General features: G+C 61.5%; 26 protein-coding genes and 1 tRNA gene. 11 read left to right on the forward strand and 16 right to left on the reverse strand.

All coding sequences use genetic code 11. From position 1 onward, the window contains the following. Positions 1-106 precede the first annotated feature (106 nt). Positions 107-1,021 (forward strand): LysR family transcriptional regulator, encoded by a 915-nt coding sequence (locus AC2FML_RS18250; protein WP_496784021.1) that lies wholly within the window; start codon positions 107-109, stop codon positions 1,019-1,021. A gap of 44 nt (positions 1,022-1,065) precedes the next feature. On the opposite strand, the gene AC2FML_RS18255 is transcribed toward AC2FML_RS18250, so the two are convergent. The 6 genes from AC2FML_RS18255 to AC2FML_RS18280 form a co-directional block, all read right to left on the reverse strand. Then, positions 1,066-2,148 carry an energy transducer TonB family protein gene (locus AC2FML_RS18255; RefSeq protein WP_496784022.1) on the reverse strand — a complete coding sequence of 361 codons (1,083 nt, stop codon included), beginning with the start codon at positions 2,146-2,148 and terminating at the stop codon, positions 1,066-1,068. Beyond that, on the reverse strand, positions 2,145-2,522 hold the full coding sequence (locus AC2FML_RS18260) for an ExbD/TolR family protein (RefSeq protein WP_170343511.1): 378 nt from the start codon (positions 2,520-2,522) through the stop codon (positions 2,145-2,147). The genes AC2FML_RS18255 and AC2FML_RS18260 overlap by 4 nt, the downstream gene beginning before the upstream one ends. 4 nt (positions 2,523-2,526) lie before the next feature. Next, a complete protein-coding gene (locus tag AC2FML_RS18265; protein WP_496784023.1) occupies positions 2,527-2,853 on the reverse strand; it encodes an ExbD/TolR family protein in 327 nt (108 codons plus the stop codon). A 31-nt stretch (positions 2,854-2,884) separates the two neighbouring features. Then, positions 2,885-3,550, reverse strand: a complete 666-nt coding sequence (locus AC2FML_RS18270; protein ID WP_170372791.1) for a MotA/TolQ/ExbB proton channel family protein — start codon at positions 3,548-3,550, stop codon at positions 2,885-2,887. Further along, positions 3,547-3,888 carry a hypothetical protein gene (locus AC2FML_RS18275; protein WP_254430836.1) on the reverse strand — a complete coding sequence of 114 codons (342 nt, stop codon included), beginning with the start codon at positions 3,886-3,888 and terminating at the stop codon, positions 3,547-3,549. Before AC2FML_RS18275 ends, AC2FML_RS18270 begins: the two co-directional genes overlap by 4 nt. A 259-nt stretch (positions 3,889-4,147) precedes the next feature. Continuing rightward, positions 4,148-5,272, reverse strand: a complete 1,125-nt coding sequence (locus AC2FML_RS18280; protein ID WP_496784031.1) for an ROK family transcriptional regulator — start codon at positions 5,270-5,272, stop codon at positions 4,148-4,150. A gap of 306 nt (positions 5,273-5,578) precedes the next feature. Here AC2FML_RS18280 and AC2FML_RS18285 point away from each other — a divergent pair, with 306 nt between their 5' ends. The 4 genes from AC2FML_RS18285 to AC2FML_RS18300 all read left to right on the forward strand — a co-directional run bounded on the left by AC2FML_RS18285 (position 5,579) and on the right by AC2FML_RS18300 (position 9,146). Next, complete coding sequence (locus tag AC2FML_RS18285) at positions 5,579-6,547, forward strand: sugar ABC transporter substrate-binding protein (RefSeq protein WP_496735492.1); 969 nt, start codon at positions 5,579-5,581, stop codon at positions 6,545-6,547. 114 nt (positions 6,548-6,661) lie between these two features. Next, positions 6,662-7,735, forward strand: a complete 1,074-nt coding sequence (locus AC2FML_RS18290; protein WP_093965462.1) for an ABC transporter permease — start codon at positions 6,662-6,664, stop codon at positions 7,733-7,735. Continuing rightward, positions 7,735-8,511 carry an ATP-binding cassette domain-containing protein gene (locus AC2FML_RS18295; protein WP_170342885.1) on the forward strand — a complete coding sequence of 259 codons (777 nt, stop codon included), beginning with the start codon at positions 7,735-7,737 and terminating at the stop codon, positions 8,509-8,511. Before AC2FML_RS18290 ends, AC2FML_RS18295 begins: the two co-directional genes overlap by 1 nt. Next, positions 8,508-9,146: an AAA family ATPase gene (locus AC2FML_RS18300; RefSeq protein ID WP_170370170.1), complete on the forward strand. Its 639-nt coding sequence runs from the start codon at positions 8,508-8,510 to the stop codon at positions 9,144-9,146. The genes AC2FML_RS18295 and AC2FML_RS18300 overlap by 4 nt, the downstream gene beginning before the upstream one ends. On the opposite strand, the gene AC2FML_RS18305 is transcribed toward AC2FML_RS18300, so the two are convergent. The 6 genes from AC2FML_RS18305 to AC2FML_RS18330 all read right to left on the reverse strand — a co-directional run bounded on the left by AC2FML_RS18305 (position 9,143) and on the right by AC2FML_RS18330 (position 13,058). Further along, positions 9,143-9,661, reverse strand: coding sequence for a GNAT family N-acetyltransferase (locus AC2FML_RS18305; RefSeq protein ID WP_170446046.1), 519 nt, complete (start codon positions 9,659-9,661; stop codon positions 9,143-9,145). The genes AC2FML_RS18300 and AC2FML_RS18305 overlap by 4 nt on opposite strands. Continuing rightward, the gene (locus AC2FML_RS18310; protein ID WP_170342880.1) at positions 9,658-10,212 is read right to left on the reverse strand and encodes a helix-turn-helix domain-containing protein; all 555 of its coding nucleotides are present in this window, start codon (positions 10,210-10,212) and stop codon (positions 9,658-9,660) included. Before AC2FML_RS18310 ends, AC2FML_RS18305 begins: the two co-directional genes overlap by 4 nt. Positions 10,213-10,320: 108 nt before the next feature. After that, a complete protein-coding gene (locus AC2FML_RS18315) occupies positions 10,321-11,334 on the reverse strand; it encodes a Fe(3+) ABC transporter substrate-binding protein (RefSeq protein ID WP_496784024.1) in 1,014 nt (337 codons plus the stop codon). Positions 11,335-11,485: 151 nt separating this feature from the next. Continuing rightward, entirely contained in the window at positions 11,486-12,649 is a 1,164-nt protein-coding gene (locus tag AC2FML_RS18320; RefSeq protein ID WP_496784025.1) for a WD40/YVTN/BNR-like repeat-containing protein, read from the reverse strand. A 115-nt stretch (positions 12,650-12,764) separates the two neighbouring features. After that, on the reverse strand, positions 12,765-12,890 hold the full coding sequence (gene ykgO / locus AC2FML_RS18325; RefSeq protein ID WP_005648635.1) for a type B 50S ribosomal protein L36: 126 nt from the start codon (positions 12,888-12,890) through the stop codon (positions 12,765-12,767). Positions 12,891-12,983: 93 nt separating this feature from the next. Continuing rightward, positions 12,984-13,058: transfer RNA gene (locus AC2FML_RS18330), tRNA-Val, on the reverse strand. A gap of 148 nt (positions 13,059-13,206) precedes the next feature. Between AC2FML_RS18330 and AC2FML_RS18335 the strand changes: the two genes are divergently transcribed. Beyond that, positions 13,207-14,067, forward strand: a complete 861-nt coding sequence (locus AC2FML_RS18335) for an N-formylglutamate amidohydrolase (RefSeq protein ID WP_170373397.1) — start codon at positions 13,207-13,209, stop codon at positions 14,065-14,067. A 6-nt stretch (positions 14,068-14,073) separates the two neighbouring features. On the opposite strand, the gene AC2FML_RS18340 is transcribed toward AC2FML_RS18335, so the two are convergent. Together AC2FML_RS18340 and pyrF are read right to left on the reverse strand one after the other, a co-directional pair. After that, positions 14,074-15,327 (reverse strand): DNA polymerase IV, encoded by a 1,254-nt coding sequence (locus tag AC2FML_RS18340; protein ID WP_496737336.1) that lies wholly within the window; start codon positions 15,325-15,327, stop codon positions 14,074-14,076. A gap of 373 nt (positions 15,328-15,700) precedes the next feature. Then, a complete protein-coding gene (gene pyrF / locus AC2FML_RS18345) occupies positions 15,701-16,417 on the reverse strand; it encodes an orotidine-5'-phosphate decarboxylase (RefSeq protein ID WP_480633549.1) in 717 nt (238 codons plus the stop codon). An 87-nt stretch (positions 16,418-16,504) separates the two neighbouring features. Between pyrF and AC2FML_RS18350 the strand changes: the two genes are divergently transcribed. The 3 genes from AC2FML_RS18350 (at position 16,505) to clpB (ending at position 20,921) form a co-directional block, all read left to right on the forward strand. Beyond that, a complete protein-coding gene (locus AC2FML_RS18350) occupies positions 16,505-17,761 on the forward strand; it encodes a tetratricopeptide repeat protein (protein ID WP_496784026.1) in 1,257 nt (418 codons plus the stop codon). A 100-nt stretch (positions 17,762-17,861) separates the two neighbouring features. Beyond that, positions 17,862-18,176, forward strand: a complete 315-nt coding sequence (locus AC2FML_RS18355; protein WP_170342868.1) for a hypothetical protein — start codon at positions 17,862-17,864, stop codon at positions 18,174-18,176. A gap of 126 nt (positions 18,177-18,302) precedes the next feature. Then, positions 18,303-20,921, forward strand: a complete 2,619-nt coding sequence (gene clpB, locus AC2FML_RS18360) for an ATP-dependent chaperone ClpB (RefSeq protein ID WP_496784027.1) — start codon at positions 18,303-18,305, stop codon at positions 20,919-20,921. Positions 20,922-20,984: 63 nt separating this feature from the next. On the opposite strand, the gene AC2FML_RS18365 is transcribed toward clpB, so the two are convergent. After that, complete coding sequence (locus tag AC2FML_RS18365; RefSeq protein ID WP_496784028.1) at positions 20,985-21,968, reverse strand: hypothetical protein; 984 nt, start codon at positions 21,966-21,968, stop codon at positions 20,985-20,987. Between the two features lie 224 nt (positions 21,969-22,192). Here AC2FML_RS18365 and msrP point away from each other — a divergent pair, with 224 nt between their 5' ends. Together msrP and msrQ are read left to right on the forward strand one after the other, a co-directional pair. Next, positions 22,193-23,095, forward strand: a complete 903-nt coding sequence (msrP, locus tag AC2FML_RS18370) for a protein-methionine-sulfoxide reductase catalytic subunit MsrP (protein ID WP_170361580.1) — start codon at positions 22,193-22,195, stop codon at positions 23,093-23,095. Between the two features lie 4 nt (positions 23,096-23,099). After that, positions 23,100-23,714, forward strand: a complete 615-nt coding sequence (gene msrQ / locus AC2FML_RS18375) for a protein-methionine-sulfoxide reductase heme-binding subunit MsrQ (RefSeq protein ID WP_170361578.1) — start codon at positions 23,100-23,102, stop codon at positions 23,712-23,714. Between the two features lie 67 nt (positions 23,715-23,781). Here msrQ and AC2FML_RS18380 read toward each other — a convergent pair. Beyond that, the coding region (locus tag AC2FML_RS18380; protein WP_496784029.1) for a hypothetical protein at positions 23,782-23,984 on the reverse strand (203 nt) is incomplete at its 5' end.

A 23,984-nucleotide genomic window follows, 5' to 3' on the forward strand; every position in this document is an offset into this window, starting at 1 on the left:
GGCTCCATTTGGTTTGTCTTCCGTGGAGCCAGAAATATCACTTGCAGAATCCGATGAAACGGCGGATATCAGGTTTCAGTTTTCGGATTTTGCGTATAATAAGCTAATGGACACACAAGCGCTTCGTCTTTTCGTGCTTGCAGCGGACAAGCTGAACATATCGGCCGCCGGGCGCGAACTGGGTTTGGTGCCCGCAGTCTCCAGCGCCCGACTTGCCAAGCTGGAGCATCATCTGGGTGTCGAGTTGCTTCACCGCTCGACCCGGAAAGTATCGTTGTCTCTGGAGGGCGCTGAGTTTCTACCTTATGCGCGCGAGATTCTGGCGCAGGAGACTGCGGCCCTGGCCGCCTTGGGGCAGGGGTCGGCCCAAGCCACCGGCACACTGCGGTTTACTGCACCCAGCACATTTGCCCAGCTCTACATTGCTCCGATCCTTGCAAAGTTCCAGGAACAGCATCCGGGTGTGACCCTGGACCTGCGTCTGTCGGATGCTCAGTTTGATCTGATCGAGGGCAGCTATGATCTTGCTTTGCGGAACGCACCGCTGATCGATACCAGCCTCAAGGGGCGCAAGCTGGCGGATGACAAACGCATCCTCTGCGCGGCACCGAATTACCTGTCGGCCCACGGAGAACCCGAGACGCCGGATGATCTGGCGCATCATCGGCTGATTGCATTTCGCCACACCCGGGCCCGGGCGCTGAAAACTGCCCGGGGAGCTGTCGCAAGTTTCGATCCCGGTGCCACGAAATGTCCACTGATCATGGATGACGGTCTCAGCCAGAAGCTGGCCACCGTGGCAGGGGCGGGGATCTCGATGAACTCACTGTGGAGCGTTCAGGAGGAGCTTGCCTCGGGCAAGTTGCGTCATGTCCTTCCTGAATATGAGGCGGCGGAAGACAACGTGCTGTGGCTGATCTATCCCAAGTCGAACGTATTGTCGCCAAAGGTAAGGGTCTTCATGGATTTCCTGATCGCCGAGATCGGCGTGAAGCCTCCGTGGGAAAGATCATTGGACTGACTGATTGCGTCCAGTTGCTTCGGGCCAGCGCAGCAAAGGCCCAATTAGCCGTTCTGAAAGTAGAACGACAGCTTCCGGCTGACCCCGCCCGGAGGTTTCGGGAAGGGCGATGCGCGGCGGACCTGTTCCTTGGCGGCCCTGTCGACCTCGGTCGAGCCAGAACTGTCGATAATATCGACCCAGGCCAGTGTTCCGTCCGGGTTGATTTCAAAGAAAACTTTGGCAAAGCCGCGAACCGAGACATAGACCGGCGGAGTTCTGTTGAGGTGGACAAGAACCTGCCCGGCGTAATTGGTGACATTCGAGTTTCCCGGGCCTCGACCGCCGGACTGATTGGAGTTGCCTCCTCGGCTGAAGGAATCGACCCCCTGTCGGCGATAGGTCGTCAGCGGCGAGTCGATCTGCTTGTTGGGAAATCGCAGGTTGTCAAAACTGTCGAGCCGGCTGGCCCTTTGGTCGGGTACAGGGGCCGGAGCAGGGGGCCGGTCCGGAAGGCGCGGGCGGATCGATGTTGCAACCGCCAGATCCGAGACGCCGTCTTCGGTGTCGCTTTCGACCGGTTGCTGCTCCTCTGCCGGCACTGAAGGCTCCGGAACCGGTGAGGGTGCAGGCAGGGCAGCCAGTTGCTCTGGTTCCGAAACCGGGGCCTCTATGGGTTCGACCGGTGCTTCGGGCGCCGCTGCGGACTGCGTTTCGGCTTGGACGGGGGGTGTTTCATCCACCTCATCGGCGGCCTGCCGATCACTTTCGGCCGAGTCCGCCGGCTCAACGATTTCCGGAACGGGCTGATCAGGCTGCACCGGGTTGGTTTGTCCGATATCAGGCGAGTTGACCTTTTGCGGATCCGACGAAGCGACCAGTGTTTCGCTGACGGGTATTTCGGCCCGGTCCGGCTCTGTCGGCTGTTCGACATCGGGCTCGGGCTCTTCTGCGGGGGTTGGCGGCTCGGGCGGGGTCGCGGTTTCCGCCAGATCCTCGAACGCATTGCCCAAGGCAATCGTGTCCGGTTGCGGTCCGGCCGTCGCAGGGTCCGCAGAATCCCGCGCGGCTGGCAGCAGCAGGAAAAGGTGGAGCAGCACCGAAAGCACAAGGGCCAGCGCCGCGACAAACAGAGATTCCCGGATCATTCGAGCGCCCGTTCGGTCACCGCAAAGACTGCGGTGGCGCCGAGACGGCGCAAGGCGCCGGTGACTTCGATCAGGCGTGCCCCGGAAACGTTCCGGTCAGGCACGATCCGCACGGGTTCTTCCCCCCGGCCGGTCATGTAGGTCTGCGGATCCGTCGGAGTCCCGCGAAAGCTGAGCGTCCCGTCAGCGTGAAGAACCAGTGCATCGGGTGGTTCGCGGCCATCCAGATCGGATGTGTTGACCAGTTCCAAGTCCGGGTCCAACGGTTGAGCAACGGTTCCGGCGATCAAAAAGAAGATCAGCATCAGAAAGACCACGTTGATCAACGGGATGGTCGAGTCGCGCTTGCGGCTTGGGCGGTCGTGGCGGATCATGGGGTCATTCCAGAACCGTTACCGACAGACCGTCGAGGCCGCGCAATTTCACCAGAAAGTCAACAAGCCGTTGGGCGTTGACGTCGACGTCAAGACTGACGAGCACCTGCCCGGGCTGCAGTGCCTGTGCCAATTCATCCAGCGAGAGCGGTGCTCCGTTCAGCACCACGCGGTTCGCCCCCAATTGCACAAAAGCGCGATCCGACGGGGCGCTGGGCTCTGATGGGCCCGCGGCTGCGCTGCTGAGTTGAATTTCTCCGAATGTCGAAAAGGTCGACGTTAGCATGAAGAACAGCAAAAGCAGAAAAATCACGTCGATGAGCGGTGTCATCGACATGGCGCGCCGAACAAATGGGGCCGCGTTACGCATGTCCCGGCGCGGCGACAAACGCGGTGCTTGTCGTTGCTGCAGGCAGCGCCTGGGTCGGTACGAGAATCGTGCGCAAGGCCTTGTCTGCGAACACCCGCTCGCGCGCGGTACGGCTTTCGAACCAGGACAGGACCATGGATGTGGGCATCGCAACCGCCAGACCCACCGCAGTCGTCACCAGCGCAACCCAGATCCCACCAGCCAGCAGCGACGGATCCACACCGGCCCCGGCCGTCTGCAGGCTTTGGAACGCTTCGATCATGCCCAGAACCGTACCGAACAACCCCAGCAAGGGGGCCAACTGCGCGACCGTATCCAAAAGCCGGAAACCGCGTTCGAGCCCGGCCAACGCCAGTCCGGCTTCGGCGTCCAGCCGTTCGTCCAGCCCCGCCGTATCCGGGGCGTTCATTGCCGCACCCACGATCGGGGCAAGGTAGCTGCTACTGGCGGCCAGACGCTCGCGCGCAGTGTCGTGGTCTCCGGCATCCCAGGCCGCCAATGCCTGGGACAGCACCCTATGGCGGCCGACGCCACAGGCCGCAAACTGCCAGAGCTTGTAGATCGATACCGCCACGGTCAGGATCGACATCACAAGAAGGATCGCCACTACTGGCCCGCCCAATGCAAGGATCTGGCCAAGCGCGTTGAAGATGTTCATCCCAAAAGCTCCATTTCCAAGCGGCTGGTCACCGAAAGGGCCGAATTGCAAAGATCACTCTCGGAACCGCCTGTTACGCAGGAACTGGCTCCGTTTATCAGAACGCGCCCGACCGTTGCGCATGGTCTGTCAGGCAGGTCGAACTGGCGCACACGCGGGCGCTCCTGCGGCAAATCCCGAAAATCGAACAGAGACAGTTTTATCACCGAACCCTGCGTGTCGAAGATCACGGTTTCGAAAACGGCTTTGTCGATCGCCTGTCCGGTTTCGTTGGTGATCAGAAATGACAGCCGACAGGCCTGCCCCACATCCTGCGCCGCGTTGAGTTCCAGTGACAACCCTGCGCCATCGGCGTCAGATGATTGCGCACTGGCCGCAAAGGGGAGGGCTGAACATGCGATAAGGGCGGGTAAAAGGTGACGCAGTTTCAATGATAGAACCTCATTCTGAACACGTGGTACCTGCAACCCGCCAAGCAGTGCTGGCGCCGTGCCTGTAATATCTTAGACCGGCTGTGCGGGGAAGGGTTGGCGGGGGCATTGTGATCGTTCGTCAGGCGAAACCTCGCCAATACTCTTGGAGGTTCGCGGCTGTCGCTCAGGTTTCGACAAGATATCTGTCCGACAGAGGCAGGCTGGCTGCCCCCAGGGCGCGGGCATCCGGACCCACCGACCCGGCCAGAACCGAGGGCTGCTCGAGCCCGGTAAAGTTCAACCGGGAGAGATGCGCCTCGACACGTTCGATCAAGCGCGCGGTAACGCTCTCGGGCATCCAGCCGTCGATTTTCACTGTTTCAAAGTCGATCAGGCTGCACGAAGACAGGATCGCATAGGCCAGACCTTTCGCGGCCTCGTCCATCCATGCTTCGAGAAGCGTGTCCGGCATGTCCCAATGGTCCGGGGTCTCCCACATGTGGAAGGGATCCAGCCCTGCGGCGACAAGCTTCTGCTCAAGCACGCACAGGCTGGCGACATCGATCAGGGGTTTGACTTCGCCCGAGCCGACGGGAACCGGCAACGGACCCAAGGCGCCTGCATTCCCGCGCCCGGAAAAAATGACGCCGTTCAGGACGACTCCCCCGCCAATGAAGTACCCCATGTAGAAATACAGAAAGTTCCGCGGCCTTTCGGATGGCCCGAACACCAACTCTGCCCCGCAAGCCGCGGTGGCATCATTCTGCAAATAGATGGGGATGTCTCGCGCTTGGGAAAGACTGGCTTGCAGATCGGCCGAGCGCCATGGATCCATCTTTTCTTGTGGGACATTCAGGGTCTGCGCCCAATCCCAGAGATAGAAGGGCATCGCAATGCCCAAGCCGGCAACCCGGTCACGCGATGCTTCCGGCATCTGGTGCATCATCCGGTCCAATGTGCCCGTGGCGAAATCCAATGTCGCACCGGGGGTGGGATAGTCATAGGTCTCTCGCGCGCGATCCCGTACTTTGCCCAGGAAATCGGTCAATACCAGCTCGGTGCTACGGCGGCCGACCTTCAGCCCCAGAAAATAGGCCCCATCCGGATTCAGGCGCATTGGCACGGAGGGTTGCCCAACCCTGCCACGTTGTGGCTCGCCCCTCAGCAGCAACCCATCGCTTTCCAGTTGGCGCATGATCACCGAGACAGTCTGCGCCGACAATCCGGTCATGCGGGCCAGCTCCGATTTGGCGAGCGCCTGGTGTCGGCGGACCAGTGACAGCACCAGTCGTTCGTTGTGGGCGCGCATGCCACTTTGGTTCGTCCCGCGCACGGTCGAAACGCGCTCGGTCGGATTGCTTTGCGCTGATTGTTCGTCGGGCACGGGCCGCTCCTCCTTCAGTCAAGAATGTGGATGCGCCTACCTAGTGTCAATAATAAATAAGAGTGATTTATTTATTGACAGAACCCGAGAATCACCGGATGGTTTGACACATGGGAGCCGGAAGAAATCCGTTCGGATTCCTTAGATGCCCGTCGGGTATCGGAGATATTGGGAGGAAAAGCCTTGAAGATTTCAGCATTTGCTGGCGCGACCGCGCTGGCCTTTACAGCCATGGCAGGCGCTGCCGCCGCGCAGGACACGGTCTGCCTGATCACCAAAACCGACACCAACCCCTTCTTCGTGAAGATGAAAGAGGGGGCCACCGCCAAGGCCGAAGAGCTGGGCATGACGCTCAAGGCGTTTGCCGGCAAGATCGACGGCGACCATGAGACTCAGGTGCAGGCGATCGAGACCTGCATTCTGGACGGCGCCAAGGGTATCCTGTTGACCGCATCCGATACCTCGTCGATCGTTCCGGCCGTCCAGCAGGCGCGCGACGCCGGTGTTCTGGTCATCGCGCTGGATACACCGCTCGAACCGATCGACTCGGCGGACGCGACTTTCGCAACCGACAACTTTCTGGCGGGCGAGCTGATCGGCAAATGGGCCGCGGCCACGCTGGGAGACGAAGCCCAGAATGCGAAGATCGCGATGTTGGATCTGGCAGTCAGCCAGCCCTCGGTCGGGGTGCTGCGCGATCAGGGCTTCCTGCAGGGGTTCGGCATCGACCTGGGCGACCCGAACAAATGGGGCGACGAGACCGACCCGCGCATCGTGGGCCATGACGTCACCGCCGGGAACGAAGAGGGCGGTCGCAAGGCCATGGAGAACCTTCTGGCCAAGGATCCGATGGTCAATGTGGTCTACACGATCAACGAACCGGCTGCCGCCGGTGCGTATGAGGCGCTCAAGGCCATCGGCCGCGAAAACGATGTGCTGATCGTTTCGGTCGACGGCGGCTGCCCCGGTGTGCAGAACGTGGCCGACGGTGTGATCGGCGCTACCTCGCAACAATACCCGCTGCTGATGGCGTCGCTTGGCGTCGAGGCAGTCAAGAAATGGGCCGACGAGGGCGTGAAGCCCGAGAACACGCCCGGCAAAGATTTCTATGACACCGGTGTTGCGCTGGTAACGGACAAGCCGGCCGCTGGCGTCGAGTCGATCTCGGTCAAAGAGGGCATGGACCTCTGCTGGGGCTGATCTGATCCCTTCAGGGGCCGCGCGCTGCGGCCCCTGAATTGAACCACGACCTCACCCGAAATTTTGCTAGAGTCGCCCCAAGACGGGAGCTTGGCGCATGGGGGAACCTCATTGATGTCCGACACATCGAGACAGTCCGACGATTTCGAAGCCGCAGCCAAAGGCAGCCCGGAACAGGTTGCCGAATTCGAAGATCACCACCGCGGGTTCATGGGGACGGTCCAACACTTTCTGCATGTGAACCCGTCGCTGGTGCCGCTGATCGTTCTGGTCGCGGCGATCCTGATTTTCGGCGCCTTGCTTGGGGCCAAGTTCTTTTCACCTTTCGCACTGACCCTGATCCTGCAGCAGGTGCAGATCGTCGGCATCGTGGCAGCCGCCCAGAGTCTGGTGATCCTGACCGCCGGGATCGACCTGAGCGTGGGCGCGATCATGGTCATGTCGTCGGTGGTGATGGGCCAGTTCACCTTCCGCTATGGGCTGCCGCCCACGGTGGCGATCCTGTGCGGTCTGGCCATCGGGACCGCCATCGGCGCGGTGAACGGGTTCCTGGTCAGCCGGGTCAAGCTGCCACCCTTCATCGTGACGCTGGGCATGTGGCAGATCGTACTGGCCGCCAACTTCCTGTATTCACAGAATGAAACCATCCGGTCGCAGGAAATCGAGGCCAACGCCCCGATCCTTCAGCTGTTCGGCGCCAAGTTCAATGTCGGCGGGGCGGTGTTCACGGTCGGGGTGATCTTCATGCTGGTGCTGATCCTGGTGCTTGCCTATGCGCTGCGCCATACCGCGTGGGGGCGCCATGTCTATGCCGTAGGCGACGACCCCGAGGCCGCCGAGCTGTCGGGCGTGAACGTGCATCGCACGCTGATGTCGGTCTACATGCTGTCGGGGCTGATTTGCGCCTTTGCCGGCTGGGCGCTGATCGGGCGCATCGGCTCGGTCTCGCCCACCTCGGGGCAGTTGGCCAACATCGAAAGCATCACCGCCGTCGTGATCGGAGGCATTTCTCTGTTCGGGGGGCGCGGATCGATCCTGGGCTCGTTGTTCGGGGCGCTGATCGTTGGCGTGTTTACCCTCGGACTGCGGTTGTTGGGCGCGGATGCGCAGTGGACTTTCCTTCTTATCGGTATGCTGATCATCGCCGCCGTGGCCGTGGACCAGTGGATCAGAAAGGTAGCAGCGTGATGGAACCCATTCTCAAAGGGCGCAATCTGGTAAAACGCTATGGAAAGGTCACGGCGCTGGATCATTGCGATTTCGATCTGATGCCGGGCGAGATCCTGGCCGTCATCGGCGACAACGGGGCGGGTAAATCGACCCTGATCAAGGCGGTCTCCGGTGCCGTCGCCCCGGATGAGGGCGAGATCTGGCTGGAAGGGCGCAAGGTCGATTTCCACTCGCCCATCGACGCGCGTGAAGCCGGGATCGAAACGGTCTATCAGACGCTGGCCATGTCGCCCGCCTTGTCGATCACCGACAACATGTTCATGGGGCGCGAGATCCGGCGCAAGGGACCGTTGGGTTCGGTGTTCCGGATGCTCGACCGTCCGGCTATGGAGAAGTTCGCCCGCGACAAGCTGAACGAACTGGGGCTGATGACGATCCAGAACATCAACCAAGCGGTCGAGACCCTGTCGGGTGGACAACGTCAGGGTGTGGCCGTGGCCCGGGCCGCGGCGTTCGGGTCCAAAGTCATCATCCTTGATGAACCCACCGCGGCGCTTGGCGTCAAGGAAAGCCGGCGGGTTCTGGAACTGATCCAGGACGTGAAATCGCGTGGCATTCCGATCATTCTGATCAGCCACAACATGCCCCATGTGTTCGAAGTGGCCGACCGCATCCATGTGCATCGGTTGGGCAAGCGGCTCTGCGTGATCGACCCTAAGGACTACACCATGTCCGATGCCGTGGCCTTCATGACGGGTGCCAAAGAGCCCCCGGAACAGGATCGCGCGGCATGACGGCCGAAGGGTCATCGCCACAGGCGCTGGCCGAGCGGATCGCCGACGCCGCAGCCGGGCTGGCGAGCGGCGAAGCGCGCCAGCTTGTCGCCGTGGCCGGGCCGCCGGGCGCGGGGAAATCCACGGTGGCCGCGCTTGCCCAACAGGCGCTGCAGGGGCGCGGCATTCCGACCGGGCTGCTGTCGATGGATGGTTTCCACTATGACAACCAGATCCTTACGGCACGCGATCTGCTGCCGCGCAAGGGCGCGCCCGAGACATTCGACCTGCCGGGCTTTCACGCCTTGTTGCGCCGCCTTCAGGCCGAAGACGAGGTCGCCGTGCCCGAGTTCGACCGCGTGCTCGACAAGTCAATCGCCGCCTGTTCGTTCGTGACCCGCGACCAGAAGGTGGTGATCGTCGAGGGAAATTATCTCCTGCTGGACGAACCGGGGTGGCGCGATCTGCGCGATCTGTGGGCGCTGACCGTGTTTTTGGACGTGCCGTTGCCCACGCTCGAGGCGCGGTTGCTGGACCGTTGGATAGGGCTGGGCTTGCCTCGCGACGAAGCCGAGCGCCGAGCCTTCGCCAATGACATCCCCAACGCCCGGCGCGTGGTGCAGAACTCGGGCGCGGCCGACCTGGTGCTGCGTTAGCCCAGCGCCTTGTACATGTAGGTGGTGGGTTCGAACACGGGTTCGAACGGGTTGCGGCAATAGCCGGGAATCTCTCCGGCAGTTTCAAAGCCCAGGCTCTGGTACAGGATGCGCGACGGGTCGGTGCTGCGCGTGTCGAGCACCAACAGGGTTCGGCCAAGTTTGACGGCGCGCTCTTGCAGGGCACCCATCAAGGCGCGGCCCAGCCCGCGCCGCCGTGCGTCGGGATGCACCAGCAGCTTGGCCACATCGGCGCGGTGTGGCTGGTTGGGCATCGCGGCCGGAATCAGCTGAACCGTCCCTTGGATGCGTCCGTCGCCATAGGCCACGAAAAGATCCAGCTCTCCGGCTGACAGCCCCGGGCGCACGCGCTCCTGCCAATAGGCGCGCGCGGCGTCGCGGGAAAACGGCAGAATGAACCCTATGCTGGCGCCGGTATGCACGCAGCCATGTAGGATATCCGCCAGATCCTCCACCGCCTGGTCAAAAGTCGTTTCGGTCAGGCGTGTAATCATATCAGCACCAGAATGTAGCGGGCGCCGCGGGACGCCTCGGTTTCAAAGCGGGTCGCGCCCGACAGATGATAGCGGAGGCAATCACCCCCGTTCAGCGCATGGGACGTTCCATCAACGGTCAGGGTCAGTGCGCCATCCAGCACGATCAAGTGATGTTCCTGCCCGGGACGAGGCGGTGCGTCATAGGTGATCGTTGTGCCGGGTGGGAGGTGACATTCCAGAACCTCGCCCGTCAGCCCCGCCGAGGGCGGCGACACCGACCGGCGCGTGAACCCGGTTTCGGGGTCGCGCCATTCGATCTGCCGTTCGTAAGGAACCTTGGGGTCGAAGCTGTCCTCGACCATCATCAATAGGCGTGACATCGGCAGTCCGTAGGCTGCGCACAATCGGCCAAGATTCTCGGCCGTCGGGCTGACCTCGGCCTTCTCCATGCGCGACAGGGTGGCCCGGCTGACCCCGCTGGCCTGAGCGAGTTGTTCAAGCGACCAGCCCCGGCTGCGGCGCAGGTCGCTCAGGTGGCGGGCGAGGCGGCTGGACAGGTTGTCTAGCATGTCTCATATCCGAGAAACAGTTTCATTAATGAGAGATATAGCAGAAATAAATAAAATAAAAAGGGGCGCCTGTGCTGCGCCCCTTCAACTGCTCGATATGATGGCGGCTTACTTCCAGCCAACCTCGTTGAAGATCTTCTGGGCCTCGGGGATGTTCTTGGCGACTTCAGACAGGTTCACTTCATCGGCCTTGAATTCACCCAGAGCGGCCACGTTCTCGGCCAGATCGACACCGTGGACGGCCGGGAATTCATCGTTGCCGTTCGAGAAGTAGACCTGTGCCTGATCGCTGGCGAGGTATTCCAGAAACTTGACCGCATTCTCCTTGTTCGGGGCATGGGCCGCGACGCCCGCACCCGACAGGTTCATGTGTGCGCCTTCGGCATCCTGCGCGGGGAATTGAATTCCGATCATGTCGACGCTGTCCGACAGGCCCTTGACGTCTTTGCGCAGGGCACGTGCAAAGTAGTACGAGTTCGACACGGCGATTTCGCATTCACCGGACACGATTCCACGCAGCTGATCGGTGTCGCCGCCCTGAGGTTCACGCGCCATGTTGGCCACGACGCCCTCGGCCCATTCTTTGGCCTTTTCGGCACCATGATGGGTGATGATCGAGGCCAGCAGGGTCTGGTTGTAGGTGTTGCTGGACGACCGGATGCAAACCAGCCCTTTGTATTCAGGGTCGGCCAGATCCAGGTAGGTGGCCGGCGGGTTGGTCACGTCATTCTTGTCGTAGAAGATGATGCGCGCGCGCTGCGAGAAGCCGAACCACTGGTTGTCTTCGTCCTGCAGGTTGGCGGGGATGCGCTCTTCCAGAACGTCGCTGTCGACCGCCTGCAGCAGGCCGGCGTTCTTGGCCCGCGCCAGGCGCGAGGTGTCCACGGTCAGCAGGATGTCGGCGGGCGAGTTCGCGCCTTCGGCTTCCATCCGCGCGATCAGCTCGTCGGCCTTGCCTTCGATGCGGTTGATCTTGATGCCAGTGGCTTCTTCGAAATCGGTGTAGAGACGCTCGTCGGTGTCGTAATGGCGCGAGGAGTACAGGTTCAGCTCGCCTTCAGCGGCGGCCGATCCGGCGATCAGGGCCGACAGTGCGGCGGCGATAAAGCTCGTGGTTTTCATCTGTGGATGTCCCGGTTGTCGAATCTCATGAGCGGGGTATTTCCCGACTGATTTGCTCAATTAAACGATTTCGGGTGGGATGCAAGAAAATCCGACAAAATTACTTGGTCTAATTTGCCGCAGCGTGTTTAAGTGCGCCGGACAGGCATGGCTAGCGCGGGCGTTGAATTGTCTCGACCGACAAAATGGTCGGCAGATGCCTGGCGATCTCGGTCCAGGTTTCGCCTTCGTCGGTGCTTGCAAACACCGAGCCGCTGTTGGTTCCGAAATAGACACCCGCAGGGTCGCAACAATCTCCTGCCATCGCCTGGCGCAGAACCGTGAAAAAGCAGCTGGTCTGCGGCAGCCCTTCGCGACAAGCGGTCCAGCTTTGGCCACCATCGGTCGATTTCCAGACCGCCGCTGCCGCATCCGGCGGATACCGTCCGATGCTGTCTCCATTCAGGGGAATGGTCCAGATCGTATTGGGATCGTGGGGATGGACGTGGATTGGGAATCCAAAGGTCGACGGCAACCCGCCCGAGATATCGTCCCAGCTGCGCCCGTCATCGGACGAACGCCAGACACCATGATGGTTCTGTTGATACAGCAGCCCTTTGGTGCCGGGCGCCCGGACCATGTTGTGTAAGCAATGACCGATTTGACCGTCCCGCGGCGCGGCCGGATGGTCGTGATGGCCGCAACTTTCGGCGTTCGACAGCCGGTTGCGCCGCTCCCACGTAGTGCCGCCGTCTTCCGAGGCGAATACTCCGGCCGCCGATATGCCCACCCACAGCTTTTGCGCATCGTCTGGATCGGAAACGATCGTGTGCAGCACCAAGCCTGCGGCCCCCGGTGACCAGTCTTCGGCTGAGGGGTGATCGGTCAGGCCATTGACCGTTTCCCAGGTCTGCCCAGCATCCGAACTGACCAACAACCGCGCCGGTTTTGTTCCCGCGTACAATGCCCCGCCCGTATGATGCAGCGACCAGATCTGCGAGAACTCGTCGCCGAACGGTGCTGCTTCTCCGGTCCACCCGATCAACTCGGCAAAGTCGGGATCGTTCGCGGCCCACTCGTCCTGCTGCCCTTGGGTGAGTTTGGTGACCTCCCAGCTCTGGCCCCCGTCCTCGGAGCGCCAGATGCCGGCTCCGTGCCAGTCGCCGCCGCCGCCGGCCCAGAGTGTCCCGGTTTCGTCATCTCCGACGACGTGGTTGATGGGCCAGCCGCCGCAATGCGGACCCGTAACGCGCCAAGATGCGCGATCCGGGTCTCCGATGATCACGAAGGCACCCTTGGTGGTGCCCACCAGTATGTCGATGCAAGAGTGTTTCATCCGTTTCGCGCTCCCGGCTGTTTTCAACAGCCTAACACGAACGGTCAGTCTCGGCGCGCGGCACAAAAAAACCGCGCCCGGAGGCGCGGTTCTTTGAAACAGCGATTTGCCGTTCTCAGCCCTGACGAGCTTTGAACTTGCGCTGCGTCTTGTTGATCACATAGACGCGGCCTTTGCGACGCACAACCCGGCAGTCGCGGTGCCGGTTCTTGAGCGAGCGGAGCGAGTTCTTGACCTTCATGGTCTCTCTCCAATTCTGCGGCGCCTTCATCAAGGACGTGGCCAGCGCCTGGGTTAGCGGGTGCCCCGGGTCAGACCCGAAACAGTGAAACGATGGTGGGCGGTACAAGGATCGAACTTGTGACCCCTTCGATGTCAACGAAGTGCTCTACCGCTGAGCTAACCGCCCACTTTCCCTTTGCGTATCCTGCCCCATAACGAAACGGGGCGCGGATCTCCGCGCCGGTGGAGGGGTCTATAAAAGGAGTCGCGAAAGGGTTCAAGGGGTTTGGTCCAACAATTTTCCGGTCTATGTTATCGGCAAAGAAGGAGAGGCCATGCACAGCGCCGCATACGCTTTGGAAATGCCCGCAGAACGCACGTCGTGCGTTGTTTTTTCTTCGCCACATAGCGGTCGGAACTATTTGCCGGGCTTTCTGGATCGTTCGGTTCTGAACCGCAATGTGATTCGCTCTTCCGAAGATGCCTTTGTCGATCAACTGTTCGCTTCCGCCTCGATCCAGGGCGCACCGTTGATTGCAGCGCAGATGCCGCGCGCGTTCCTTGACCTCAACCGCAGCGCCGAGGAACTGGATCCTGCGTTGATTCTGGGCGCGCGCCGCCAGGGACACAACCCGCGCGTGGTATCGGGGTTGGGCGTGATCCCCCGTGTCGTATCCAACGGTCGCGCAATCTACAGCGGCAAGCTTACGATGGACGAAGCGCGCCTGCGCATCGACACCTATTGGCGCCCCTATCACGCCCGCCTGAAGTCTCTTTTGGCCGAATCGATCGACATGTTCGGACAGGCCATCTTGATCGACTGCCACTCGATGCCACACGAGGCCGTTGCCATGGCCGGGAACCCCAAGGGGCGCCGTCCCGAGATCGTACTGGGGGATCGGTTTGGTGCCTCGGCATCGGGCGTCATTGTTGATCAGATCGAAGCAGCCTTTTCGTCCGCAGGTCTGACCGTGGCCCGCAACACACCCTTTGCAGGGGCGTACGTGACCCAGACCTACGGGCGTCCTGCCCGCCATCAGCATGCGATTCAGATCGAGATCGACCGGGCGCTCTACATGAATGAGAACACGATCGAGCCCAACGCCAATTTCTTGGCGTTCAGGGATATTCTGGAAGAAGTCATCGCGGATATCGCCCGAATTGGATCTCAGCCGGCACGGTTGGCCGCCGAATAGGAAGAGTCACCGCAGCGCTCGGCCCTTCACGATTGCATCAGTTCCATATTTTCGGCGGATCTCGTCGGTCGCACGTTCCGCTTTCGAGCGTTGCGTGGCCCCGGGGTCCAGCAGGTCGCCGGAAATGTCGGCCTGATCTTCGGCGCACAGGTCTGACAATCCGCAGCCCAGCAGACGATAGGGGCCCTGATCGCCGACCTGATCGAACAGCCCGCGGGCGGTGCGATAGATGCGGTCGGCCATCTGTGTCGCATCCCGCAACGAGACTCGGCGGGTCAGCAGTTTGTGGTTGGCCTTCTTGAGCTTCAGCGTCACGACCCGCCCGGCCAGCCCCTTGGCCTTCGCTCGGTCGGCCACCTTTTCCGCCATGCGCCAAAGGTGACCGTCCAGAATGTCGGGGTTGGCGGTGTCTTCAAAAAACGTTGTTTCATTGCTGATCGACTTCATCGGCTCGTGGGCCGAAACGCGCCGCTTGTCCTGCCCTCTGGACAGGTGCCACAGCCGATAGCCCATCGAGCCGAAGCGCGCCGTGAGGGCCTCTTGATCCCATCGCAGCAAGTCCGAGAATGTGCGAATGCCGGCCCGTTCCAGTGACTCCTGCGCAGCCGGTCCGATGCCCCAGATCAACCGCACCGGCTTGTCGTTCAAAAACTCGGCGGTTTCCGCCATGCCGATCACGGAAAACCCGCGCGGTTTGTCCAGGTCGGACGCCACCTTGGCCAGAAACTTGTTGTGCGAAAGCCCGATCGAGCCGGTCAGGCCCAGTTCGTCTTTCATGCGTATGACCAGCCGTGCCAGCATCACCGCGGGCGGCGCGCCATGCAGTCGCTGGGTGCCTGACAGGTCCATGAACGCCTCGTCCAGTGACAGGGGTTCGATATCCGGTGTCAGTTCGTCCATCATCGCGCGGATCTGCCGTGAGACCTCGACGTAGACGGACATGCGCGGTTTGATCACCACTGCATCGGGGCATAGTTTCAGTGCTTGAAACATTGGCATGGCCGAGCGCACGCCGCGAATACGCGCCACATAGCAGGCCGTTGACACCACGCCACGCCGTCCCCCGCCGATGATCACCGGCTTGTCCGCCAGTTCGGGGTTGTCGCGCTTTTCGACCGAGGCATAGAACGCGTCGCAATCCATATGGGCGATGGTCAGATCGAACAGCTCTGGATGCCGCAACACCCGCGGGCTGCCGCAGGAGGGGCAGCGCCGTTCGTCGTGAAGACTGGCAAGGCAATCGCGACAGAGAGCGGGCATCATTTCCTTTCCACGGGCACCGTGAATGAGCGGTCTGGCCGAGGTGCCAAAAGTACAACACCGCACGCTGCAGCGCAAAGCGATTGAACGAAAAGGTGGGGCCGACAAGAAGACCCCCCGCAGTTTCGCGGGGGGAGGTAACGGGCCTCAGGAAGACGCGGCCCGTTGGGGAGTGTCTCTTGATCAGAATCGCCCAAAAATGTCGATTTCGATAGGCCTACGAAGCAGGTCCCAAAACTCGTGTTTTTCATGTGTGTTTTGGGGCACAGAGGCAATTTGGCGCGGCCGCGGCCAAAAGTGACGCAAGGTCAACCGCTTGCGGGCCAAATCGTGCTTCTGGAATGGTGATTTGACGCGACTTGCCCTCGAAAGGTTACACCGAACGCAACTCGGCCAGTACGGCGTCGGCTGCAGCTTTGGGGTCGGCGGCCTGATAAATCGGCCGCCCGACCACGATGTGATCGGCCCCTTCATTGATTGCGGCGGCGGGTGTCGCGACGCGTTTCTGATCGCCAAGGTCCGATCCGGACGGCCGCACGCCAGGGGTGACGATCAGTCGGCCTTCGGCCTGGGGCAGGGCGCGGATCAGGGCCGCCTCTTGCGGACTGGCGATCACGCCGTCGGCGCCGGCCTCGAATGCGCGGGCCGCGCGTTCCAGAACCATGTCCTGCATGTCGCCGGACTTCATCAAACCTGCATCCAGATCGTCACGGTTCAGCGAGGTCAGGATGGTCACCGCCAGGATCTTCAGATCCTTGCCTGCCGCGCCTTCCTTGGCGGCACGCACCACGTGGGGGTCGCCATGCACGGTGAGGAAATCCAGATCGAACTGCGCCAGCCCCCGCACGGCATTCTCGACCGTGTTGCCGATGTCGAACAGCTTCATGTCCAGAAAGATGCGCTTGCCGTGCTCCTGCTTCAGCTCGTTTGCCAAGGCCAACCCGCCACCGGTCAGCATGCCCAGACCGATCTTGTAGAACGATACCGCGTCGCCCAGCGTCGCGGCCATTTTCAGCCCTTCCAGTGCGTTGGGTACGTCGAGGGCGACGATCAGGCGGTCATCTGCGGTTTGGGGCAGGGCTTTGGGCATTGTTTCGACCTTTCAGGCTTGACGGGATCGGCGCTTCTGTAGAGCGTGCGGCGCAATCAGACAAGAAAAGACGCAGGGAAGTACAGGATGATACGGTTGGGTGTGATGGCTTCGGCAGCTGTTTTGGCCGGGGCGGGCGCTGTCTGGGCCGGCGAAACCGATTGCGGCGAGGCCCGACTGGTCTGGGCGGACGTCAAGGACAGCGGGTCGGCGGCAGCCATCCAAAGCTTTGCCGAGGTCTATGCGGAGTGCCCGATTTACTCGCAGCTTGCACGCGAGCAACTGGCCGAATTCAATGGAGGCTCACCTGAACCGGAGGAGGTCAGCACCCCCAAAGAAGAGACACGACGCCTGCTTGTGACCGACCTGCGACCGCGGCCGGAACCAGACCCCGACGATCCGCCATACGAGCCCGACTATTCGGATGGAGAATATCAGTGCCTGATGGCCGCTGCCGCTCCGGGCCAGTCGCCTTATTTCGACGGGGTGGAATGGGCGGACATGGACGCCGAGAATGCGATGGCGATCTGTGCCGATCTGCTGCTGAAAGACCAGAATGTCGATGCCGAGGTCGTCGCCGCGTTCGGCCGGGCGCTGATGAAAGGCGGCAAGCTGGAAATGGCGCTCGAATTTTCGGAGCTGGCAGCAATGGAAGGTAGCGGGCTGGCGATGAACACGCTCGCTTCGCTCTATAACGAGGGTGAGATCGTTCCCGAAAACGATGAAACGGCGTTCGGGTGGTACATGGCGGCTGCCGATGCCGGCCTGTCCATGGGGATGCACAACGTGGCATACGGCTATGAACACGGCGATGGTGTCGCGCCCGATATCGACAAGGCGCTCGAGTATTATGAACGGGCTGCGTTCTTTGGGTATGATCCTTCTATGGTCCGCCTGGGCATTTTCCATCGCGACGGTACGCATGTCACACAGGATATGGACCGCGCGGTCGACTATCTGGAGCGGGCCGCCGATCACGGAAACGTCGATTCCGCGGTGCATCTGGGCTTGATCTACGAAACCGGCCAGAACGGATATCCCAAGGATATCGAAAAGGCGCTGGAGTATTATTTCCAGGCCGCCGAAGAGGATGACGTCGTGGCGCTGCATAATCTGGGGTCGCTGACCTATCACGGGCGGGACGGCGTGCCCCAGGACACGCAGGCGGCTTTTGTGCTCTGGGGCAGGGCGGCCGAGCTTGGCCATATGGCCTCGCAGCGCAAGTTTGGCCGTTTGCTGCACGAGGCGGGCGAGATCGAAGGCGCGTTGAAATATTACCGTCTTGCGGCCGAGCAGGGCGACGACGTTGCAAAAAAGCTGATCCGGGAAATCGAGGGCGATTGACCCCCACGGCTGGCAGGGGAGGCCCTGGTTTCCCCGCTTTGGCCCAACTGTGCTATGGTGCCGCCATTCAGGACCAAAAATTGCACCAAAGGGACAGACCATGAAGCACCTATTTCCGCTGGCCGCCGTGGCCGCGCTCGCCGCTTGTGAGGAGGCCCCTCCACAACCTGAGACGGGCGCTGCCCCGCCGCCCACCAACGACGATTTGTATCTGGTCGGCGGCTATCGGTCCGAAGATGACTGGTGCCAGTTGACCGGCGAAACCGCCTTTACCGTCAATTTCCTGGACCACACTGCCGACCTTGTCTCTTGCCCCACCGGCAGCGCCGCCGCGCAGTCGCTGGTCGAAATGCAGAATGCTCAGCAGGTGGCCGAAACCGGCGGCTATACCGTCTATACGATTCCCCGCGGCTGAGCGTTTTTTCACCCGCTACCCTCTTGAAGCAGCGGGGACATTTCCCAAATTGATCCATGAGGCCCGGATCACTGCGTGCTGCCAAGCAGGCGCAAATTTAACGGGCGCTTGGAAAAGGAGAATGCCATGGACTTGAACAAGTTCACCGAGCGTGCACGAGGTTTCGTGCAGGCGGCGCAAACCATTGCGCTGCGCGAGGGACACCAGAGACTGGCTCCCGAGCATATTCTGAAAGCACTGATGGATGATGACCAGGGGCTGGCCAGCAACCTGATCAAACGTGCGGGCGGCGCGCCCGAGCGCGTGGTCGAGGCGCTGGATGTTGCCCTGGCCAAGACCCCGAAGGTCAGCGGCGACGCGGGCCAAGTCTATCTGGACGGTCAGACCGCCAAGGTTCTGGACGAGGCCGAGAAGATCGCCAAGAAAGCCGGCGACAGCTTCGTTCCGGTCGAGCGCGTGCTGATGGCGCTGTGCATCGTCAAATCCAAAGCCAAAGAGGCCCTGGAAGCCGGTGCCGTGTCCGCCCAGAAGCTGAACGAGGCGATCAACGACATCCGCAAGGGCCGCACGGCCGACAGCGCCAATGCCGAAGAAGGCTATGACGCGCTGAAGAAATATGCCCGCGACCTGACCGAGGCCGCCCGCGAAGGCAAGATCGACCCGATCATCGGCCGCGACGAGGAAATCCGCCGCGCCATGCAGGTTCTGTCGCGTCGGACCAAGAACAACCCGGTTCTGATCGGTGAGCCTGGTGTGGGTAAGACCGCCATCGCCGAAGGTCTGGCTTTGCGCATCGTGAACGGCGACGTTCCGGAATCGCTGAAGGACAAAAAGCTGCTGGCGCTGGATATGGGTGCCCTGATCGCCGGTGCAAAATACCGTGGCGAGTTCGAGGAACGCCTGAAAGCCGTTCTGAACGAGGTCACCGCCGCCGCTGGCGAGATCATCCTGTTCATCGACGAGATGCACACGCTGGTGGGTGCCGGCAAGTCCGACGGTGCGATGGATGCGGCCAACCTGATCAAGCCCGCGCTGGCGCGGGGCGAGCTGCACTGCATCGGTGCCACCACGCTGGACGAGTACCGCAAATACGTCGAGAAGGACGCGGCCCTTGCCCGCCGGTTCCAGCCCGTCTACGTGCAGGAACCCACGGTCGAGGACACGATCAGCATCCTGCGCGGCATCAAGGAGAAATACGAGCTGCACCACGGTGTGCGCATCTCGGATTCGGCGCTGGTGTCGGCTGCGACCCTGTCGCACCGCTACATCACCGACCGCTTCCTGCCCGACAAGGCGATCGACCTCGTGGACGAGGCCGCCTCGCGTCTGCGCATGGAAGTGGACAGCAAGCCCGAAGAGCTGGACCAGTTGGATCGCCAGATCCTGCAGCTCCAGATCGAGGAAGAGGCGCTGAAGCTTGAAGATGACGCGGCTTCGAAAGATCGGCTTGAAGCGCTGCAGAAGGAACTGGCCGAGCTCAAGGAGAAATCCGCCGAGCTGACCGCCCAGTGGCAGGCCGAGCGGGACAAGCTGGCCAGCGGCCGCGAGCTGAAGGAACAGCTGGACAAGGCGCGCGCCGAGCTGGAGATCGCCAAGCGCGAGGGCAACCTGGCCAAGGCCGGTGAGCTGTCCTATGGCGTGATCCCCGAACTGGAGCGCAAGCTGGCCGAGGCTGAAAGCCAGGAAAGCAACGCGGTCATGGCCAAGGAGACGGTACGCCCTGAACAGATCGCGGCCGTGGTCGAACGCTGGACCGGTATCCCGACCTCGAAGATGCTGGAAGGCGAGCGCGAAAAGCTGCTGCGCATGGAAGAAGCGCTGCATGCCCGCGTGGTCGGCCAGGACGAGGCCGTGCGCGCCGTGGCCAACGCCGTGCGCCGGGCCCGGGCGGGTCTGAACGACGAGAACCGCCCGTTGGGCTCGTTCCTGTTTCTCGGCCCGACCGGTGTGGGCAAGACCGAGCTGACCAAGGCCGTCGCCGAATACCTGTTCGACGACGAACACGCGATGGTGCGGATCGACATGTCAGAGTTCATGGAGAAACACGCCGTCGCCCGCCTGATCGGTGCCCCGCCGGGCTATGTCGGCTATGAGGAAGGTGGCGTTCTGACCGAAGCCGTCCGTCGCCGGCCGTACCAGGTGGTTCTGTTCGACGAGGTCGAGAAGGCGCATCCGGACGTGTTCAACGTGCTGTTGCAGGTGTTGGATGACGGTGTGCTGACCGACGGTCAGGGCCGCACGGTCGACTTCAAGCAGACGCTGATCGTGCTGACCTCGAACCTTGGGTCGCAGGCGCTCAGCCAGTTGCCCGAAGGGGCCGATACGGCGCAGGCCAAGCGCGACGTGATGGACGCGGTCCGGGCGCATTTCCGGCCCGAGTTCCTGAACCGTCTGGATGAGACCATCATCTTCGACCGGCTTCAGCGGTCGGACATGGATGCAATCGTCGACATCCAGCTGTCCCGCCTGCGGAAGCGGCTTGCCGGGCGCAAGATCGATCTTGTGCTGGACGATGCCGCCAAGGAGTGGCTGGCCAACGAAGGCTACGACCCGGTCTTCGGGGCGCGTCCGCTCAAGCGCGTAATCCAGCGTGCCCTGCAGAACCCGCTGGCCGAAGCCCTGCTGGCCGGCGACATCCGGGATGGCGACACCGTGCCGGTAACTGCCGGACCCGATGGTCTGATCATCGGCGACCGGTTGGGCACCAGCGACCGCCCGCGCCCGGACGAGGCCGTGGTCCACTAAGCTGCGGTTTGGCTGCAACAGGAAAGGCCCGCCAGAGATGGCGGGCCTTTTTCATGTGCACCATCAGTCGTGGTTCTGACGGCTTTTGCGCAATGCGCGCAAGTCGTCTGCACTCAGGCGCGGACCGGACTCGGGCGATGGCGGCGGTGCCGGCGGAGCCATGCGCTGGGCCGGATCCACCATATGGCGGCTGGGGCGCCCGTCCTGCAGTTTCAGATAGGCCAATACCGCGCCCGCGGATTGCAGGCTCAGCCCCCAAAGCCCGACCAGGATAAAGCTGAGAAACAAGGCCGCAGCAGGCCAGATCGGGTTTTCGATGGCCCCACCGCGGAACAGGCCTTCGATTTCGGTGACGGACGTTGCCAACGCCGGTAGCCCCGCTAGGAATGCCACGGCCAGAAAGGCGAGGACGTAAAGCACCATCATTGATACATAGCTGATGGCCACCAAAGCAAACAGCGGCCAAAAGGAGGCACCCAGATTGCGGAAGGGCGTATAGGGTCGGTCGTCAGGGTCGCTGCCCAAGGCTGCCGCAGCCAGGGGAACCAGCAGACTGGCCCGCGCAGCCGAGGCTACCGTGAATACCGCAACCGTGACGACGAGGCCCGCCACCGAAACCGACGCGCCGGCAGAGGTCAGCCAGTCCAGGGCCGGTGTCTCGGGGGTCTTGGTCAGATCAACCAGATTCGGCGCGACCTGAACAAAGGCCAACCCGACCACTGGCGCAAGAATCAGGGCGATCGCCAGTGACTCCGCCCCGCCATAAGCAATGGCGGGAACGATCAGCTTGCGATAGCCCACACCGGGTCGGATCAGTTTCGACTGGAACCCGAACCGGGCGCCGACCATGATCGGGATCACGCCGGATGAGGCGCTGATCAGGAAGGTTGCAATGAACAGTGTTCCGGGCAGGATCAACCCGATGACGAATCCGATCACGCCACCCAACGCGCCGTACAGAAAAAGGCCGATGAGCAGGATCGGGAACGTCACCGCAAAGCGCCACAGGATCGAAAGGGACAAAGGAATGGTTTTGGTCAGTAACACGGGGCGGCCTTCACACAGTCTCTGGTTGTTTCGGCGATACCTTATCGGATGTGCAGCTTCCATCCCGTTGATGCCGTTCCAAACAGGTGTTCGTCTGTGCGCGACGGGAATGCAACGCAGGCTTCGTTACAGTCCCGTCTCTCAATCGTGACGCAAGTTGCGTTGGTCCGGTGCTAAAACGGGGCTAATTCAAGGCTGATTTTTGTAGATGAACGGAGAACGGAATGGCGCACCGCTGGATCAACACCCTGACACATGCCGATACGACCCCGCGGGCGGCGTTCCTGAACCGCCGACAGATCATGGCCGGACTCGCCGGATCGGGACTGGCGATGATCGCGGGCCGTGCCGATGCGGAAGATGCGCTGGAGCAGAACACGTGGGAAGAAATCACCTCCTACAACAACTACTATGAGTTCGGGACCCGCAAGGACGACCCTGCGAAATACGCCCATACCCTCAAGACCGAACCATGGAGCGTCACGATCGACGGGTTGGTTGACCGCCCGGGAGAGTATGATTTCCAGGACATCATGTCCGAAATGACGATCGAAGAACGCATCTACCGGTTCCGCTGTGTCGAGGCCTGGTCGATGGTCGTGCCGTGGAACGGGTTCGAGCTGGCCGATCTGCTGAACATGGCGGGTGTGCAGGAGGGGGCGAAATACGTGGCCTTCGAAACCGCGCTGCGCCCCGACGAGATGCCGGGCGTTGCATATCCGGTTCTGGACTGGCCGTATCGCGAAGGTCTACGGCTGGACGAAGCCATGCATCCGTTGACGATCATGGCGACGGGTATCTATGGCCGCCCGATCCCCAACCAGAACGGCGCCCCGCTGCGCCTGGTGGTTCCGTGGAAATATGGCTTCAAATCGATCAAATCGATCGTACGCATCACTCTGACCGAGGACGAGCCGCCAACCAGCTGGAACATGGCCAACCCGCGTGAATACGGGTTCTACAGCAACGTGAACCCGACCGTGGATCATCCGCGGTGGTCCCAGGCCTCGGAACGCCGCATCGGCGGCGGGTTGTTTGCCAAGCGACAACCAACACTGATGTTCAACGGTTACGAAGAAGAGGTCGCAGGGCTTTATGACGGTATGGATCTCAGGGAATACTACTGATGCCATGCACAAGCTGAACCAAATACTGCGCCGCGTTCCTGTCTGGGCGGTCTACATCGCCGGATTGGTTCCGGTGCCCTGGTTGTTCTACCAAGGCATGACCGGTGGCCTTGGGGTCGAACCGATCGAGGCTTTGGAACATGAATATGGAGAACTGGCACTTCAGTTGATGATCCTGGGTTTGGCGGTCACGCCGTTGAGGCGGCTCACCGGCTTGAACCTCATGAAGTTCAGACGGGCCATCGGCATTTTGACCCTGTCCTATGTGGTGTGCCACCTTTTGGTTTGGCTGGTTCTGGACGTGCAAGACCCAGGTCAAATTTGGGCAGACATCATAAAGCGACCCTACATCACGGTCGGCATGGTGGCATTCGTTCTGATGCTGCCGCTTGGGATCACGTCGAACAATGCCTCGGTCCGGTGGCTGGGGGCAGCTTGGAGGCGCCTGCACAAGCTGGTCTACCCGGCAGCCATTCTTGCGGGGCTGCATTACGTCATGCTGGTGAAGGGCTTTCAGATCGTGCCTCTGATCTACCTGTTCGTGATTCTTGCCCTGTTGCTGCTGCGGCTGCCCAAACCGGCATTCAATACGGCGTCCCGGCACGCCGATTCCGCATGACTCGGGGGCTGGGCTGTGGGTAACCATGTGGGAAAGTCAGACAGTGAGTGTTTTCTCACTGCGAGGCCTAGGCGAAAACTGAGTTCTGGGGAGGTATGACGGCAACAATATATTGAAAATAAACAATAGTTTTTGTTTTCGCGATTTTTTTCCTATTCCTGTCATTTTCTGCTTGCGGTGATTTGTAGTTATCCTTAGAACGCCCTTCACCGGCGCTGCTGAGGCGGTGTTGGTTGGTCGGATGGACGGCCTGACGGACTGGAAAGACGG

It is taken from the genome of Ruegeria sp. BHSC029 (assembly GCF_059613085.1).